Here is a 16,282-nt window from a genome sequence, read left to right on the forward strand (position 1 = left end):
GAATGATCCATACATCTCACAGAATAGAGTTAAAAGGAGATAGTTTAAGAAAAAAAAGATAACTTTGTCAAATTGATAGTTTAGCCAGTGGGTGGGTATCACCGGAATCACTGGGTGCATATCATCGGAATATCAAACGCCTACATGGCTCAAGCCGGAAGCGGTGTGTACAGTGAAGTATTCAGAAAAAACGGAGGAAGGTCTTTTCCGGCATCCCGTATTTGTCGGCATCCGGGAGGATTTGAGTGGGATTGATCTTTATCATGATAGTATGAAGGGCCCCGATATAGTGAACCTCGATATAGGAAAGTCAGATGAAGGAGACTCCCACGCCGAAGATCAAATAAAATATACCAATATTGACAAGCTTTACTGGAAAAAGGAGAAAATTACTAAGGGCGAGTTAATCGATTACTATCTCTCGGTGAGTGAATATATTTTGCCGCATTTAAAAGACCGGGCACAATCGTTGCACCGTTTCCCCGACGGGATAGACGGATTGAGTTTTTATCACAAAGATGCGGGGAAGAATGCACCCTCGTGGGTGGAGACAATCCATATTTATTCCGAATCCAATGATAAGGAACTGGAGTACGTTGTCTGTAACAATAAAGAAACCCTCGGGTATCTCATCAACTTGGGATGTATTGAGCTTAATCCCTGGAACAATCGGATAGAAAAACCGGGTAACCCCGATTACCTGATCATCGATCTTGATCCCTCGGAAAAAAATAGCTTCGGTCAGGTCATCGAAGCGGCAAAGATAACCAAAGAAATACTGGATATATGCCGGGTACCCGCCTATTGCAAAACATCGGGAAGCACGGGTATCCATATTTTTGTACCTATGGGGGCGCAGTATGATTATGAACAGGTGCGCGATTTTGCCCATATTATCTTAGGTTTCGTTGAAAAAAGGCTGCCTGAGACCACCACTTTGGAGCGTAGCCTCAGCAAGCGTGGGCCGAAGATTTATCTGGATTATATGCAGAACCGCGACGGGCAAACGGTGGCAAGCGCCTACAGTGTCCGTCCCAAGCCGGGAGCCACCGTTTCTATGCCGATTGAATGGAAGGAATTAACGAAAGATTTGTCCATAAGTGATTTTACCATTCATAACGCCCTTTCGCGTATGCAAAAAAAAGGAGATATCTTCTTGCCGGTATTGGGAAAAGGTATTGATTTGAAAAAAGCAATAGACCGGTTGGCAACGTGAGAAAGCGATGGATAGATTAGCCCGTATTATCATCGAGGTCTTCCATATCATCGAGGTCTTCCATATCATCGATATCCACCATATCTTCCATGTCTTCCATATCATCGATATCTTCGATGTCCACTTCTTCGATGTACATGATGTCGTCATCTTCATCCGTGCCCCGGTCAGTTCCGTCACCGTAAATCCTGTCACTACCTTTGGGACCGGCGTAATCACTTTCCGGCAAGTCTTCTTCCCCGTAAGTACCGGCATCATTTGTCGGTATGGTTTCTTCTCCTTCTTCTTTTGCCTCTTCGTTTACCGACTCTACAGCCAGTTCCGTTAAGCCCACATCGGTCGACTTTTCTTCTTCGAGTGTCTCTTCCAGGATGTCGGCCACCTCGTCTAAACCGAGTGTGCGGGCCAATTCGGCAAGGCTTCCGTAAGTGGCGATTTCATAATGCTCTACTTTTTGGCAAGCAATAATAATAGCCGCATCGCGCACCATGCTCTCCTCGTCGGTATCTTCGATCATGGTTTCCCCTTCTTTGAGAATACCGATGATTGCTTCGCATTTCTTTTTGGAAGGTTCTTTGCCGATAAGTTGAAAGATTTCTTTCAGCCTTTCTATCTGTTCCTCGGTTTCCCTGTGATGGTCACGGATACTCTCCTTGAGCGTTAGAGAGACGGCGGCGGCCTCCATCTTGTCAAGGCCTTTTAGAATTTCCTCTTCCGCGAAATAAATATCTTTCAATTCTTCCACGAAAAATTCTTTTAATTTTCCACTAAATTTTTCGTTAAAACGAGCGCTTTGTCGGTTTTTTGTAATATCTTTGCCATGCAATTGGCTACGCGCTGATTGATTAATTGAGTCCATAATAGATAATTTTTGGATTTTAACCGGAGTGCGGTTGCCGGCTGCGCTCCGGTATCTAATTTATTAATTTGTTTAATACCTGAGTCGGTTCAGATACAAGTATACAACTGTTTATGAAAAGGATTTGTTTTTTACGCCTTTCAAAATTGAGTTTTATTAATATTGGAAAGCATCATTTATAATTGATGAGAGGCGGTTCCTATATTGCCAACTAATAGATTATATCTCCCCGTAACTCTCTTTCCCCTTTAATCTTATGTAACATCTCTTTTCGATTTAATATTTTCATCTCTATTTAATCACCTTACGATTTCATCTCGCTTTTAGAAGAGATATACCAACGAGATAGCCCCTTTGGTCGGACCGATATAATGTTTTCTACCGTAGTCCGTCTTGTACCCATTACTGCCATTCGTGAAAGTATCATAGTGTAAACGCCCGTATCCTCCCCCTGCATTCACTTCAAGGAGTAGGCTATTGCCAATTATCCAGGCGTATCCATAGCTTAATCCTATTCCGTTTATATTCCCCTCCACCCGTTTGTTTTTGAGTTCCGGCCATAGGTTAAACGGCAAGTCCAGTCCTCCCACATCGAATCCGGCAAACACGCCATGCAGGCCAATCGAATGGCCATTAAACCTCTCATTCAACCAATAACGGGCTTCCGGCCATATAATCCAATGCTTCCACTGTTTGTCGTTCCCGAATTGAAAGGGGTTAAATCCCCCCGACAGTTCAAAAGTCATCTGGTGGCGGAAAGCCACTTCCACACCCAAATTAGGGGAAGCTGTTGCCCAATGCGGTATGTTGGTTTTTATTGCGAAAGTCTTCTGTGCTTGTGTATGCGTCGATAACAAACCACAAAATATACATAGAAAAAAAGCCCTTTTAAAAAATCTCATATATTATTTGTCTTAAAGTCATTTTTTATGACGGATATTTTCATAAGCCGGAATTTCAATCCATAGGCTGCGACCAATGTTGCTGTCAGTATCACGAAGATCCACCAACCCATTATCGGATAGAGTGTGACGATTAGTGAAGAGCAAACCAGTTGGACTGTAAAATAGATGATCGATACAAGCCGGTGTTGCATTCCTCTTTCATTGGCCAGTATCTGGTAGAAATGCAATCGATGAGCCTCCATGATGTTCTGTTTCAGGTAAATCCTGTGTAGAATCGTACAGACGCTATCCACACCATATACCAGCAGGAATCCGATCCATACCAGATTTTGTGTTTTGATGATCAATAGCAGCAGCAGTGTGACCACCCAGAAGGCGATGCTTACGCTCCCCACATCACCGGCGAAACATTTCGCCCGTTTCCTGAAGTTGAAAAACAGGAATACCACTGAAGCCAGCAGTGGAAATACCAGGAAATCATTGTCGGTGAAAGTCTGGATATAATTGTTCACATACATCATCGGAAGCAGTACGGCCAGCGTATATAATCCCGTGATGCCATTGATGCCATCCATAAAGTTATAGGCGTTTACAATGCCTATGAATACAACATAGCCCATTACAACAACCCACCAGGGATATATCCCGAACAGGTTTGCCAGATAAAAGGCACAGGTCATGGCCATCAGGTGGAATAGTAACCGTGTTTTCTGTCCGAGGCTTTTGATATCATCCCAGAAACTGACACCCGCCATCAGGGTGATTCCCAAGAGGAACCACCAACCGTTTTCCGAAGGATTGAAGAGCACGTAGAGTAGGGCGGCCACCCAATAGATGATGCCCCCTCCCCGCAGTGTGATTTGGGTATGCGAACTCCTTTCGTTCGGTTTGTCTATGATGTTGTATTTATCCGCAATGCGGAAGTAGATGAGTTCCGCAAGAAATAACAGTATGATAACTAACAGATAGATCATTATGGCAATTTTGTGTTTGATTGTGCTAATGCAAAGATAGAAAAATATTTGTTATGCGAATATTTTATGCCTATATTTGTGGAACTAAAGATGATGAAGGATGAGAATCATATCGAAAAAAGCACTACGGGACTTCTACGGTCAATATCCCGATTCCGAAATACCCTTGGAAAGTTGGTACAAGACCGTGAAACAGGCGCAATGGACATGTTTTGCCGATATAAAAGAGACGTTCAATTCCGTGGATTATGTAGGCAACAAACGGTATGTATTCAACGTCAAGGGAAATGATTACCGGATAGTGGCCATCCTCCAGTTCACCATTAAAGCCGTGCTTATCCGGTTTGTAGGAACGTATCCACAGTACGATAAAATAGAAGACATCAAAAATATATAATTATGGCAACAATAAAAGACAAAAGCAGATATGATGCCGTCATGTCACGCATTGAAGAATTGATGACACTGGTGGAAGAAGATACCCCCATGACTGACAAGAGGGTAATGGAACTTGATTTGCTTGTTGAACTCGCCGAAGAATATGAAGACGAGCATTTCCCGATTGGCACCCCGTCGTTACCCGACGTGATGAAACTCCGTATGTATGAGATGAACCTCACGCAGGAAAAAGTTGCCGAACTGCTTGGACTCAGCCAATCACGCATCAGTAATTTCCTGACCGGCAAAACAACCCCCACACTGGAAGTCGCGCGTATTATCAGTACCCGGCTTAATATAGAGCCGGCCATTGTTCTGGGCGTGTAAAATAGCTGTTTTTATTTATAAATCAATTTTATTCATATCAAAATTATCAATTTACAAATATAGCAAACATTTCGGACGTTTGCGAGCCCTATTTATATATTTGTATTTGAAAAATCTTGTGGGTTTATAATAGGGAGAATAACCGAATGCAGTGGAGTACCTCTGAATTGGAACACGGAGTCAAATTCCTGAAACCTCCATTACCGGAAACTCTCCAATGTCCTTCAGCACTCCATCCCGGACCGATTTATATTTCTCAATTGTATGTCAATCTACTACAATAGATGAATAATCCAGAAACAAATGATATACAGAGAAAGAGGCTTGATGCTGTATATTTCTTTTGTGTTTTGATATATAAGTACTCTCTATATTTTGGTTTAGCATACAATTTTCCAGTAACAAATCTGTGATGATTGTTTTGTTATTCCGAAGTTTTGAATTAATCGTGTTTACTACCTCTTCATGAGAAATTGAGCGATTTTCAATAAATCCTAACTGGCCCTCGAATGGCAATCTCGTATCAATATAGGCTCTTTTGGTGAACTTCTCTATGTCGGCAATATATTGGATAGTGTCGTGTAGCCCTCTGATTCTTTTACATTCAATGGCAAAATAAATTTTCTCTTCGGGTTCTCCCCATGTATCGGAAAGTCCTAATCGGTTGATGAAAATATCTATTTTATCGACTTTTTGCTTGCTGTCTTCTATATCGATAAATTCTTTCTGTGTTTCCGCTGTAAAGTTGATTTCGTCTAAAGTGGAAGTTCTTTGTTTCAAAATTTCTTTGTGATTGATGAGATAATCTTCTACCAATCTGAATCTTAAAAAATCCTCAAAAGGGATTGTGGTGGATTTTTTCACCTCACTTATCGAATAAGGAATTTTGGTATTGAGCAGTAGTAAGTTATAGCATTCTCCAATATACCAGAAAATATCCCTTATTCTATTTTCCGTGATAGAATATTGCCTGTTGGATATAAATATGGAAGCGTCACTCATTTTCCTTGTCATTTAAATGAGCAGTAAGTTCAGCCTCTTCTATCTTGGATTTAAATTCTGCTATATCGTACCATGCCATGGCACGGTGCCACGATTTATATTCGTTGGGCTTAATTATATAGAATGAATTTTTATCAAACCCTTTGATGTCTTTTTGAATGAACAGGTTCTTTTCCGGATCTGTGGTACTCGCTACTTCAGATATACCTAAATTATCGGCTAGTCGTTCTAACACTTCAAACTCATTCTTCTCTTTTGGGAAAATTATCTTTTTATCTACCTTCTCCGCGTGAAACACGAAATTCATGGCGATAAAATGATCTAGTATATACACTTCCGCCTGAAGATGCTCGTTGGAATAGATTTTCTCAAATTCTTGCAAGTACACCTCGGCGTATCTCTCCATCACAAACTTACGGTTCCTGTAATGGGTTTCATCACCACTCGTAAAATCAGTAATTAAATTTGTTTTGCTTTCCTGGAACTGGTATATCGAGACATTAAGCACATAATCAATAAGATCTTTCTCATATTCTCTTATCCCGTATAGCTCATTGATTATATCATCAATTTGAGACAATATTAATACATTCTCAAAAGGTTCTCCCATGTTGAATTGTGTATAGAACTCCTTGTAAGGTGCTATAAATTTGTCAACCAGGATGCTTAATTTATTTTTTATCGGAAGATCAGGTTCTATAAAAGGAAAAGATAAATATTCATCTTTCCATCTGATCTGAGGCCTTGTAGATGTGCCCCATGACCCTGAAACAGCATACATATAGTATGTATATAAGTTGGAAATAAATAGTGCGTAAAGGCTTTTTATCTCTTCATAATCGAAAGAACTGATACCGAAAATACCCTTTTTGAACACATACGGTTTATCTACCAATGAGACAGCCAAAGAACTCTCGTCTTTCGTCTGTTCTTTGAATAATATTTGATGTCCTTCGTATAGGTGGGCAATTTTTCCGCTTTTTAAATAAGCTTTTTCTTCCGATACATTCTGTGGCGTGCCTGCACTTGAGAAATATCTTTTCACTTGACCATTCAATAGTAAGTCTTTACCCACTATTTGCCTATAAAGTGGATAATCCTCCTTCTTGCCACTTAAAATACCGGCTCCCTTGGCACAGTTATTTAGCTTATCGTGTAATCTATTCCCTTTTTCATTGAGTCTCTTTATAAAATTAAAATCCAAAGTATTCCCATACAATGCAATTTTAAACATCCAGTCGTTCTCTAAAAAAAGTCGTTGAGGAATCATTTTTCTATCAAACTTTTCAATCACGAATATCTTGAAATGTTTGAGAAAGTAGTTCATCTTCACCGATTGATGGTTTACCATGTTCTCTACATAACTATCGCCTCTCGATAACTGGAAGTAAACCACGCTGGCAGGGCTGTTTTTTTCTTCAAATATCAAGCGTCGGACGGGCGATAAATCAAAGAATTTAGTCAAACAATAGGTGGTAAGGAATTCCTTCCTAAATATCCGGGTTGTGCGGGAGACATTATAGAATATGGTGCTGGTGACAATCAACGCGGCTTTCGTCTTGTCATCCATGAAATCTTGGGTTCTTAGAAGGAAAGACTGGGCGATTTCAAATCCGCCCACCGTTTTCTTTTTGGTTTTGAGCCATTCTACATGGCATTCATCTTTACTGCTTTTCCAAGGTGGGTTTCCCAAAATATAACCAGGTTTTATCGACTTGATAACTTGATTAAATAGATGCTTCGTGTCAAAAAAATTAGCCTCGAATAAATTCTCATCCAATAAGGTTGGAAATTGATATATACTTATATTTTTAGGTTTCTGGTAATCCAACAAGGCAATGTATATTGAAAAGCAAGTGACCTTTAATGCTTCCTTGTTAATGTCGATACCATATAAAGTCCGTTTGGCTATTTCCCTGATGCGCTCACTGAAAACTTTATTGTCTGCATTCCCATGCAGTTCGATCTCTTTCTCGATCATCCTTCTCAGTGATTGCACCAGGAAGACACCCGATCCGACTGCCACTTCAAAGATTTTGCATTCAGAAACATTGTGCTGTTCGAGGTACACATCCACCGTGTCATTCAAAATATAATTCGCCAAAAAAGAAGGTGTATAAACGGCCGACTGGAGGTCTCTTGTTTCCGGATCAATCAACGATTCGTAAATTCCGGAAATCACCTCCACGGGAATGATGGAGAAATCGAATATGTCGAAATAGAAGTCATTGCCGTAAAACAAAGTCCCCTCTTCGGGTATCTCACCGCTAAAAACGCGCGATAACGCTTCAGCCTGTACCGGAGTGAGATCTATATCCACATCTTTGAAGAGTACCCCGTTAAACCGGCTGTTCAGTATGGTGAATAGTTGCGACAACCTGTCATAATCTCTTATCAAGTTGCTGAAACTGGCACGTCTCGCGTGGATGTCTTCACCCCGAATAAAATTCTCGTCTATTTCAACATTCCTGTCTATTAGGTATCGAATAAAAATTAATCTTAAGATAAGAGAATTGGGAATACTCCCTTCAGGGTCGCTTTCCCTATCAATCAAAGCGTTTCTTACATCTTTTATATTCTGGAACAAGCGCTCATTCGCGCGTTTTTTAGTCTCTTTCTTTCTGTTGTTCTCTATGTATTCTTCTTGAAACCATTTCCAGAATTTACTACTCTGTATATTCCAGAAAGAAAACCTTTCAATTATTGTTTCGTTGTCAAGTTGTAATTCCTCTAATTGCTTTTCTTCTTTCAGGTAGTTTAGCGCGTTGTAAATCTTTATCTCGTCGTTTTTGACGATAAAGGCGATAGGAGAATTGTCAAAGGACCAGATTTTTTTGTGTATCTCCTCTTCTCGGATAGTATTTGTATTATCTGATAAATCGAAGAAAAGGATCAAAGGTTGATCATTGAAGAGATATATGGCATCGGGATTTATCAGTGCCAATTTATTGTGTAGGTCAATATGCAGGCAAGAGGAATATTTGCCCTCTTTGTTTTTGAAGGAAACAAGGTCTCTAATACCTAATTGAGACAAAAATCGGGTTAATCCTTTTCTTTCCATAATACCCCCATCCTGCACAAAAATACGAAAAATAGTGTGGAATTAAAAAAAAAAATTGTTTTTCTTGAATAATCTGTTTCTTTTGTTCCTTTGCAAGCTGATGACACTCACAAATTGAGTGTCTTGAGTAATTGGGATTGGTCTCTCTCCCAACTACCGGAAACTCTCCAATGTCTTTCGCATTCCATCCCGGGCTGATATTGGCATTTTGGTGATGCCCAGTGCATTTTTAATTTTTTCATTACTTACCACGTAATTTTCTGTCAGTTTCTGTAACCGCTGTTTATTGAGTGGGAGATGGAGAATATCGCCAACACTGGCCATGGGGTTTATCAAGCTTTTGGGAAGCTTCCAGATATGCGCCTTTTTCTCCACCGATTCACTGATCAGTCCGATGAGTTCATTGGTCGATAGCGGTTCATCATCTCCAATATGATAGATTCCGCTTTCAATATTGTCTCTTATGATGAGTTGTTCCACTACGTAAGAGATATTGTCCACAGAGCAGAACGAGCGCAGGTTTTCATAAGTGCCTAATGGCCATGGGATCCCTTTTTTGACCACATTGTACAGAAGGTTCAGGTTCCCTTTGTTCCCTGGTCCATGAATCATACATGGACGCAGGATATACACTTTCTTTCCCAGCCTTTCCACCTCGTGTTGTTTGCCCAGCAGGTACTCCTCCGCTTTTATTTTCGATTCACCGTATGGGCCGATGGGGTGGGGCACCACCTCCTCCGTCAGGATATCGCCCTGCACCGTGTCGGCGGCCGCCTTCACCGAGCTGAAAAAGACAAACACCCGAGTGTCCGATCGCAGGAAATAGTCGAATATCTTTCGCGTCAACCCCGTGTTGATGTCGAAGTACGTTTTCGCCTCGCTTTGGTTCTTCGTGTCATGCGCCTTTCCGGCCAAGTGCACGACCGCGTCCGTCGCCAGCAGCTTTCCCAGCTCGTCCCACGAGTAGATGTGCTGCACCCCCTCTTTCCGTGGCTGGTGTATGTCCAACCCGATCAGTGTGTGGTTCTTGCTCCAGTTATTTGTGAAGTTGGTACCCACGAACCCGTTGATGCCGGTAATAAGAATTGCTTTCATTTCAAATTCTTTTGCAGTTATAGTCCAAATTTTTGGTCGAATAGAGTTTTTTGTGCTTGGAGTGACCTGTCTTTATGTGCAAATTTCAAGGTTTTTTCTTCTACAACCAAAATATCTTGTCTGCTTCTTAAAAAACTGGTAACTTCTCGAGAACTCCAATCAATTTTCAAGGTTTCAACAATCTTTCTGGCAGGGAAAGTACCCGTTCTTAAAAAATCAATTATTCGTTCTTCTGTATTATTCAAGCTTGGCTCGGATACTATTGATTCTGCCTTCTCTTTAACATCATAAGTTATCAGGGCTCCAGTAGAATTAACAGCTTTTGCTCCCATGGAAATGAGGAGGTTATTTGCATTTTTTTCTCTTGGGTATGTTTCCCTTACATAAATAGTTTTTTCTTTTCTCAATCCATCCATAACGCCCGACCAAGTTCCCTCTTTTTCACTCGATTCAGCCATATATATGCGAGCCCATAGATTATTGGATTACGTGCCATGGCAAGTTGCACGCTCCACGGTGCTTTTGGATAAAAAGTACTCAACACCAAAACATCCCCGTTAATTATCTGCTTGTAATACTTCTTGAAACCCGGTTGAAAAGTAGTAATCCCTTGTGGAAGAACGATTATACTTTGTCCTTTATATTTAAGCGCCGAGTCAAGTGCTTGTTTATCTACCCCCTTGGCAAATCCGCTGACAACTACTTTATAATCTTTCGAAGCATTTTTGGCAACACTATCGGTGAATTCTAACGAGTTATCATTCGCTTTTCTGGAGTCCACGATAACAACTGATTTCTCTTTCATGATTTGAAGATTACCTTTAGCATAAATAACCGGAGGGAAGTCTTACCCAAGTTTTTCTTTAATATTGATGAATATCTCGTGATGTAATTGGAATAATATTATAACCTTGTTCTAAGAGATCTTCAACCATGAAAGCATAATTAGGCAACTCTTTTTTTGCTTCTAATAATAATTCAGCTTCCGATTTATTCAATTGATACTCGAGTTTCCAACTTGAATATTCGAGTTCAAAAAAATCAATAATAGATTTGCCCTGTTCGAAAAGGCGAACAATTATCTCGTTTTTCGTTTTTGTTCTAATCTTCGGGACATGAGCCAATGCCAGCCAGTATGTTAACTCCTTGTTCATAATCAGTCATTAAAAATCTCCACCTACGGTTTTAGCTATCACCAGGGGAGTTATTTTTACAACCTCAAATTTAGTCAAAATTTTCCCAATTTCCTTAATAGTTGCGCACTATCGAATATATCATCAAATAAAATAACTGATTTTCCTTTTATTTCATCGGGGTCGGAATAGCTGAACTTTTCAGAAACATTCTCTTTTTTCAGATAGAAATTTTGAAATGCTTTTTGAGGTTGTATTTTCCCTATTTCTATCAACTTGTGTGAAATCGAATCTTCAGCACTTGCGATAGCTTTTCTGCATAGTTCTTAACCAGTTCGCCCGATTCTGTTGGAGGAACGTAAAGAATATAATCAAACTGTTCCTGTCCAAATTGAGATCTAAATGCTTTTAATGCAAGCTTTAGCAAGAAATCGGGAAAATCCCCGCCATTCTCGTATTTGTTCTGACGTAGTGCCGCTCCAACGTTTGAAACACCATAGTAACTTGAAGCAACACTATTAGAGTTTATATTTAATAGTTTATTATAGCGCTCTTTTACATACCTTTGTGATAACATAGAGTCAATTATCACAAATGAAATACGACAAAGTCCGAAAGACTCCAAGTCAGTTGCTATCCCTGACAGGTTTCACACCCGAAGAATTTGAGGCATTCGTACCCACCTTCGAGTATCACTGGAACGAGTACTATAGCCATTTTACCCTAAAGGGACAGCCCAGGCAAAGGATATCCTACAACCGGAAAAGCAGTCAGCTGCCCCTTGTCAGGGACAAGCTACTGTTTATCCTGTCTTACTTGAAGAATAACCCTCTGCAGGAGTACCACGGGGCCACCTACGGGATGAACGCAGCCCCAATGCAACGAATGGGTACACCGTTTGTCGGACATACTTCTCAAGTCCCTTAAAACCCTGGAAGAGTTACCCGACAGGAACCATTTACGGGTCAAATACCTTGCCGGGCAATGCCGGGATATATTGCTCGACGGCACGGAAAGACCGATTGAACGCCCCCGGGATCCGGACAGGCAGAAATCACGCTACAGTGGGAAAAAAACTCATAGTGTGAAGAACGACCTGCTCTGTACACCTGAAAAACGTATCCTATGGCTGTCAAGTACTTGCGAGGGACATGTCCACGACAAGAAAATAATGGACTGCCAGCCATTGACCTTGCCAACGGGAATTACCTTGTGGCAGGATACGGGATTCCTGGGGCATGCCCCAGAAAACGTAACCGTGAAGATGCCGGCAAAGAAGCCCAAAGGCAAGGAATTGACGGATGACCAGAAAGAGAAGAACAGGAAAATATCGAGTTTTCGGATTCTCGTGGAACATGCCATAGGAGGAGTAAAGAAATGTCGTATTGTCAAAGATCGATTCAGATGCCGCAAGTTTGGTTTTGACGATTTGGTCATGCTCATTGCTTGCGGACTTCATAACTTTAGAGTGACAATGTCGCTCTGTTTGAAACATATATAATTTTAATGAATATAATGTCTATTGAGCAATCTCTCCTTTACCAAATAATTATAAACTAATAATGATAATATGGTAGGTTTGTAGCTACATGCTCATTTTAACCGATAAAGTTAACAAGTCTTTGATAATAATCCAAATATGGTCGAGTTCTTCTGCCTGAACTATCCAGTTGTTTAATCACATGTGATTATTGCTATCATTTAAATTTAAGAACAGGGCTTTTGGTAAATATAATCAGCTGTTTGCATGCTCTCGTGATGGCAACATAAAAGTGCTTATGGCAGTCAAACTTGTCTGCGTCGAGTAAAACAACCGTGTCAAATTCAAGCCCTTTTGTTAGCAGGGTAGTACCCAGATACTTGCCTTGGACTTTTCTTCCAACACGTCTAAGCCTGTTTTTATGTATCTCCATTGCTTGATAGGCTGTTGTTTTTTCATTATTAGCGGTATTAAGTGCTCTCAGAACACTATTTAGCATTTCTATTCTATTGCTTTTTAACTTCAAACCATTCTTTAGAAATTGGAGCAGCGTGTAAAAACCAGTCAAAGATGGCTCACTGGTTAAACTGTCCACGATTTCTTTCAATAAGTGGTATTTATTCCTGTTTGGTTCTCTCTTGTTGATCAGAGTGTTGTTATTAAACCATTGATTTACTTCTCCTTTTAGAAAAATAGGCTCTAGAACACTCTTTCTCAATTGTTTTATCTCGATTTGGTTTTTGTCAGAATGTTCAATAATCCTGTCAATAACTCTACATAAACCGTAGTGTTCTTCTTCATCAATTGCTTCTAGCAAGATGAGTTGTCGGGTATGATCGATTTTCCCTCTCAGAGTAGATCGTGTATTGATGTTGCTATAATTGAATACATTAGGTACGAGTATAAGCAAGCTGTTTAGATGCTCTTGTTGACGTTTATTAGTTATTATTCTTGATAAATAATCTCTGTAGTCACTTTTAGGGTCGTAAATATCCCCCTCTTTAATTGTGAAATAGCGAAGCCCTTTTTTATCATAACGAGATAAATTGATTTCTTTCTCGCCGGAGTCTAAGCGATCACGAATTTCTTTTAAACATTCTCCCAACTGATTATTATTACCCCTTTTCTTCCACCTCCAGGGTGTTTCAAGTAGGGTTTGATACTCAAAGATTTGCAAATCCGTATTGAAATCAAGAAGAGGTCCATTAAAATTAAATATTCCCTGTATAGAATCACCCAAGATGCGAGTGGGTAACACATCGGCTAACTCTAAAACCATGGTATGTTGATTCACGTTGCAGTCTTGGTATTCATCCACGAATAAGCCATGGTAGGAGCTGGTAATAATTCTTTTAATCGACTTTAACTTAAATAGTTCTATGGCCTTTTGAGTCACGAAATCAAAATATAGAGGGTCATCTTGGGGAAGGAGTTTGCCCGTTTCACAAAGAGACAACACGTACTTTTGAGCGAATCCTGCTATAGTATTCACGTGGCATTTCTTCATATCTATCTCTAACTCTTTTATTTTCTCTAAAATAGAAGCGACTCCCGCGTTCGTGTGAGTCAGTATTAATTGTTTCTGATTATCAGGACAATGTCTTATACACTCGGCAAGCGTATGTGTTTTTCCGTACCCTGCTGGAGCGATCAATAAACTCTTTTTAGCCGATAAGAAATCTTTGAAATTCATTTTTTATCTATCCACGCCATCAACTCTTCATACTCTCGGAACAATCGGGTATTTTTAATTTCATTCAGGCTATCGAACCATATTGTTCCTATCTTTTCCCCGTGTTCAATATTTTTAAACCAACCTTTTTCTTCTTTTTGACCTTTTGCTTTTTCACCTATTAATTTTCGGTTATCGTCTGAATCCTCTAGTGAATCAAGAGCCGTTACAGAAAGTTGTGTTGTAATGCTTTGATAACTCTTTTCTTTTGCCGCGTACTCTAACAGCACCCTTACTTTACTCCATGGCAAATCATGAAATAACTGTTGCTCGATAGAATTACCATCATTGCAGTCAATAACTTTAATGCCGTTTTCCTCCAGTTGAATCTTCTTCTTTTTGATGTCCGAGTCATCCGAGTCACAAAATGCACACACATCGAATCCTGCATTTTTAAAAGCCACGCAATATTCAACAAACCTACTGCCTGTACCATCCACGAGGGAGATACCTAAATGCTCGATGTTGCTACTGTCGTTTTTGATTCTATAGTTGTCCAACGCCCTGCAAATCCCTACTTCTGTAGCTCCTTCACAAACAATGACCCTCTTTGCGAAAAACGCATTTGGATTCCTTCTTAGGCAGCCTTGGAAATGTTCGTTAAACGAGAACAACCCATTTTGATTTTCTTTTTTCAAGAAAATGTTATTTGCATCAAGTTCTACCAGTACGTTATTCGAATGGGTGGTTACGAAGACTTGTCCCTTACTACTCTTCTTGAGCTGCTTAACCAAGAACTTAACCCTATCGGGCTCCAATCCTTGTTCAACCTCATCAATCAAAATAATCCCACCCTCCGCTTTAACAAGTTCCAGTTGAATAGCGATTGACAATAGCCGTCTTGTTCCTTTGCCTTTTAATCTAAACGGGATTTTAGTATTATCGTGCAACGATATATTTCCCTCGGTAACAAGAATATTTTTTAGGTCTATTAAAGCTTGTAGTACCTCGATGGGCAATCCAAGTGATGCCGCGGTTTTTTTGATCTTGCTAATAATATCATTAAAAGCCGCGAATGCATCCGGTTGATTCATATTTTGGTATGCTTTCCTATTAGCATTAACAAGGATTCCATCAGTATCGATATCCTCGAAACCTCTTTTTAACAAAGCATATAAGGGCGAACCTTTTCCCCACGTGAAATGTCTATCTATATAATCAGAAATGATAAACAGGTTAAATCTTGCTCTATCACTGGCCCTTATCTCGATCTCTTCTTGTCCCTCTCTATTACTTACCACGTGCCACTTGGGCTCCAGATCATCCTCGACAGTTAGTCTTATCGTGAGGATGTCGATACAACCCGGCGTCTCCTCAAAAAAATCATCAATAATCTCGTTGTTTTCATTGAGAAGCCTCTTGTACAATCCAAACTTGGTATCGCTTAATAACTCGTCCGGTACATCCCGTATGCTCGTCTCGATAAGAATTGGTTCATTGGTATTCCCATCGTAAAAATCGGTATCGTAGAATCTATAGTACCAATTAGGTGATAGTACCGCGTCTAAAGCATTTAAAATAGTCGATTTTCCAGAATCTCCCCTGCCAATTAGGCAAACAAAAGATTGATTAGTAAAAATATGCTCAAAATGCTTTAATCCCCTGAAGTTGTTAATTTCTAAGCTATGAATTCTTGACATGACAGTTTAGGTTCAAAATATTTTAACTGGGTAAATTTTACTTTTTGAAGCTGTATCGTGTATAGATCAGTTAAAGATTCAAGACTCGTATGATTGATTAATCGCTATAATCATTACTTTGTCTAAGAAGTGGTGTTAATTGAATCATTTTCATAAAACTCATCATCGTATTCGTCACGAAAATTGTAGTTAGAAATAAACTCCGGTTTGGGTTTATCTTTGAAAATCTCGAACTGTTTGCTCACATTTCCATATTCATTCTTATTCCACCATTTATTTAGAACCTGTTTTGAATTTATTTCCTAATTTTTCTAAGCATGATCTGGCAAAATGTTATTTGTAGCATAGCTTCTGCCGACTCTGTTTTATACTCGTAATCAGTTGTCATCCTCCTGTAATTCTCGATCCAGGAGAATGTTC

Annotated in this window: 16 protein-coding genes and 1 pseudogene; 5 read left to right on the forward strand and 12 right to left on the reverse strand. The window is 39.8% G+C overall.

Annotated features, from left to right (window positions below; translation table 11 throughout):
- Positions 1-91: 91 nt before the first annotated feature.
- Positions 92-1,216 carry a non-homologous end-joining DNA ligase gene (gene ligD / locus ABV001_RS16950; protein WP_352423896.1) on the forward strand — a complete coding sequence of 375 codons (1,125 nt, stop codon included), beginning with the start codon at positions 92-94 and terminating at the stop codon, positions 1,214-1,216.
- Between the two features lie 16 nt (positions 1,217-1,232).
- On the opposite strand, the gene ABV001_RS16955 is transcribed toward ligD, so the two are convergent.
- From ABV001_RS16955 to ABV001_RS16965, 3 genes are all read right to left on the reverse strand, one after another.
- Positions 1,233-2,075, reverse strand: coding sequence for a YciE/YciF ferroxidase family protein (locus tag ABV001_RS16955; RefSeq protein ID WP_352423897.1), 843 nt, complete (start codon positions 2,073-2,075; stop codon positions 1,233-1,235).
- Between the two features lie 323 nt (positions 2,076-2,398).
- A complete protein-coding gene (locus ABV001_RS16960) occupies positions 2,399-2,977 on the reverse strand; it encodes a DUF3575 domain-containing protein (RefSeq protein ID WP_352423898.1) in 579 nt (192 codons plus the stop codon).
- Positions 2,974-3,954 carry an MraY family glycosyltransferase gene (locus ABV001_RS16965; RefSeq protein ID WP_352423899.1) on the reverse strand — a complete coding sequence of 327 codons (981 nt, stop codon included), beginning with the start codon at positions 3,952-3,954 and terminating at the stop codon, positions 2,974-2,976. Before ABV001_RS16965 ends, ABV001_RS16960 begins: the two co-directional genes overlap by 4 nt.
- 100 nt (positions 3,955-4,054) lie before the next feature.
- Here ABV001_RS16965 and ABV001_RS16970 point away from each other — a divergent pair, with 100 nt between their 5' ends.
- On the forward strand, positions 4,055-4,351 hold the full coding sequence (locus ABV001_RS16970; RefSeq protein WP_352423900.1) for a type II toxin-antitoxin system HigB family toxin: 297 nt from the start codon (positions 4,055-4,057) through the stop codon (positions 4,349-4,351).
- 2 nt (positions 4,352-4,353) lie between these two features.
- Positions 4,354-4,719 (forward strand): helix-turn-helix domain-containing protein, encoded by a 366-nt coding sequence (locus ABV001_RS16975; RefSeq protein WP_352423901.1) that lies wholly within the window; start codon positions 4,354-4,356, stop codon positions 4,717-4,719.
- A 267-nt stretch (positions 4,720-4,986) separates the two neighbouring features.
- Here the strand turns inward: ABV001_RS16975 and ABV001_RS16980 are convergent, their stop codons facing one another.
- From ABV001_RS16980 to ABV001_RS17010, 7 genes and pseudogenes are all read right to left on the reverse strand, one after another.
- The gene (locus ABV001_RS16980; RefSeq protein ID WP_352423902.1) at positions 4,987-5,583 is read right to left on the reverse strand and encodes a hypothetical protein; all 597 of its coding nucleotides are present in this window, start codon (positions 5,581-5,583) and stop codon (positions 4,987-4,989) included.
- A gap of 130 nt (positions 5,584-5,713) precedes the next feature.
- Positions 5,714-8,665, reverse strand: coding sequence for an Eco57I restriction-modification methylase domain-containing protein (locus tag ABV001_RS16985; RefSeq protein ID WP_352423903.1), 2,952 nt, complete (start codon positions 8,663-8,665; stop codon positions 5,714-5,716).
- A 270-nt stretch (positions 8,666-8,935) separates the two neighbouring features.
- Positions 8,936-9,877 carry an NAD-dependent epimerase/dehydratase family protein gene (locus tag ABV001_RS16990; RefSeq protein ID WP_352423904.1) on the reverse strand — a complete coding sequence of 314 codons (942 nt, stop codon included), beginning with the start codon at positions 9,875-9,877 and terminating at the stop codon, positions 8,936-8,938.
- A 17-nt stretch (positions 9,878-9,894) separates the two neighbouring features.
- Entirely contained in the window at positions 9,895-10,335 is a 441-nt protein-coding gene (locus ABV001_RS16995; protein WP_352423905.1) for a hypothetical protein, read from the reverse strand.
- Positions 10,281-10,712 (reverse strand): annotated as a pseudogene (locus tag ABV001_RS17000) (DNA-processing protein DprA); the annotation flags it as partial. The gene ABV001_RS16995 and the pseudogene ABV001_RS17000, both read right to left, overlap by 55 nt.
- A 28-nt stretch (positions 10,713-10,740) precedes the next feature.
- Positions 10,741-11,031, reverse strand: coding sequence for a hypothetical protein (locus ABV001_RS17005; protein WP_352423906.1), 291 nt, complete (start codon positions 11,029-11,031; stop codon positions 10,741-10,743).
- Positions 11,032-11,281: 250 nt separating this feature from the next.
- A complete protein-coding gene (locus ABV001_RS17010; protein ID WP_352423907.1) occupies positions 11,282-11,587 on the reverse strand; it encodes a hypothetical protein in 306 nt (101 codons plus the stop codon).
- 17 nt (positions 11,588-11,604) lie between these two features.
- Between ABV001_RS17010 and ABV001_RS17015 the strand changes: the two genes are divergently transcribed.
- Both ABV001_RS17015 and ABV001_RS17020 read left to right on the forward strand, forming a co-directional pair.
- Positions 11,605-11,937 (forward strand): hypothetical protein, encoded by a 333-nt coding sequence (locus ABV001_RS17015; protein ID WP_352423908.1) that lies wholly within the window; start codon positions 11,605-11,607, stop codon positions 11,935-11,937.
- Entirely contained in the window at positions 11,909-12,511 is a 603-nt protein-coding gene (locus tag ABV001_RS17020; protein ID WP_352423909.1) for an HARBI1 family protein, read from the forward strand. The genes ABV001_RS17015 and ABV001_RS17020 overlap by 29 nt, the downstream gene beginning before the upstream one ends.
- 196 nt (positions 12,512-12,707) lie before the next feature.
- Here the strand turns inward: ABV001_RS17020 and ABV001_RS17025 are convergent, their stop codons facing one another.
- Both ABV001_RS17025 and ABV001_RS17030 read right to left on the reverse strand, forming a co-directional pair.
- Positions 12,708-14,183, reverse strand: a complete 1,476-nt coding sequence (locus ABV001_RS17025) for a UvrD-helicase domain-containing protein (RefSeq protein ID WP_352423910.1) — start codon at positions 14,181-14,183, stop codon at positions 12,708-12,710.
- Positions 14,180-15,862 carry an ATP-dependent nuclease gene (locus ABV001_RS17030; RefSeq protein WP_352423911.1) on the reverse strand — a complete coding sequence of 561 codons (1,683 nt, stop codon included), beginning with the start codon at positions 15,860-15,862 and terminating at the stop codon, positions 14,180-14,182. The genes ABV001_RS17025 and ABV001_RS17030 overlap by 4 nt, the downstream gene beginning before the upstream one ends.
- Positions 15,863-16,282 lie beyond the last annotated feature (420 nt).

The organism is Proteiniphilum sp., from assembly GCF_040307845.1.
Lineage (GTDB): Bacteria > Bacteroidota > Bacteroidia > Bacteroidales > Dysgonomonadaceae > Proteiniphilum.

Bases quoted from the DNA above. Each gene is read 5' to 3' on its own strand.
- ABV001_RS16955 (WP_352423897.1), bottom strand. From the start codon at position 2,075: ATGGACTCAATTAATCAATCAGCGCGTAGCCAATTGCATGGCAAAGAT.
- ABV001_RS16960 (WP_352423898.1), bottom strand. From the start codon at position 2,977: ATGAGATTTTTTAAAAGGGCTTTTTTTCTATGTATATTTTGTGGTTTG.
- ABV001_RS16965 (WP_352423899.1), bottom strand. From the start codon at position 3,954: ATGATCTATCTGTTAGTTATCATACTGTTATTTCTTGCGGAACTCATC.
- ABV001_RS16970 (WP_352423900.1), top strand. From the start codon at position 4,055: ATGAGAATCATATCGAAAAAAGCACTACGGGACTTCTACGGTCAATAT.
- ABV001_RS16975 (WP_352423901.1), top strand. From the start codon at position 4,354: ATGGCAACAATAAAAGACAAAAGCAGATATGATGCCGTCATGTCACGC.
- ABV001_RS16990 (WP_352423904.1), bottom strand. From the start codon at position 9,877: ATGAAAGCAATTCTTATTACCGGCATCAACGGGTTCGTGGGTACCAAC.
- ABV001_RS16995 (WP_352423905.1), bottom strand. From the start codon at position 10,335: ATGGCTGAATCGAGTGAAAAAGAGGGAACTTGGTCGGGCGTTATGGAT.
- ABV001_RS17005 (WP_352423906.1), bottom strand. From the start codon at position 11,031: ATGAACAAGGAGTTAACATACTGGCTGGCATTGGCTCATGTCCCGAAG.
- ABV001_RS17010 (WP_352423907.1), bottom strand. From the start codon at position 11,587: ATGTTATCACAAAGGTATGTAAAAGAGCGCTATAATAAACTATTAAAT.
- ABV001_RS17015 (WP_352423908.1), top strand. From the start codon at position 11,605: ATGAAATACGACAAAGTCCGAAAGACTCCAAGTCAGTTGCTATCCCTG.
- ABV001_RS17025 (WP_352423910.1), bottom strand. From the start codon at position 14,183: ATGAATTTCAAAGATTTCTTATCGGCTAAAAAGAGTTTATTGATCGCT.
- ABV001_RS17030 (WP_352423911.1), bottom strand. From the start codon at position 15,862: ATGTCAAGAATTCATAGCTTAGAAATTAACAACTTCAGGGGATTAAAG.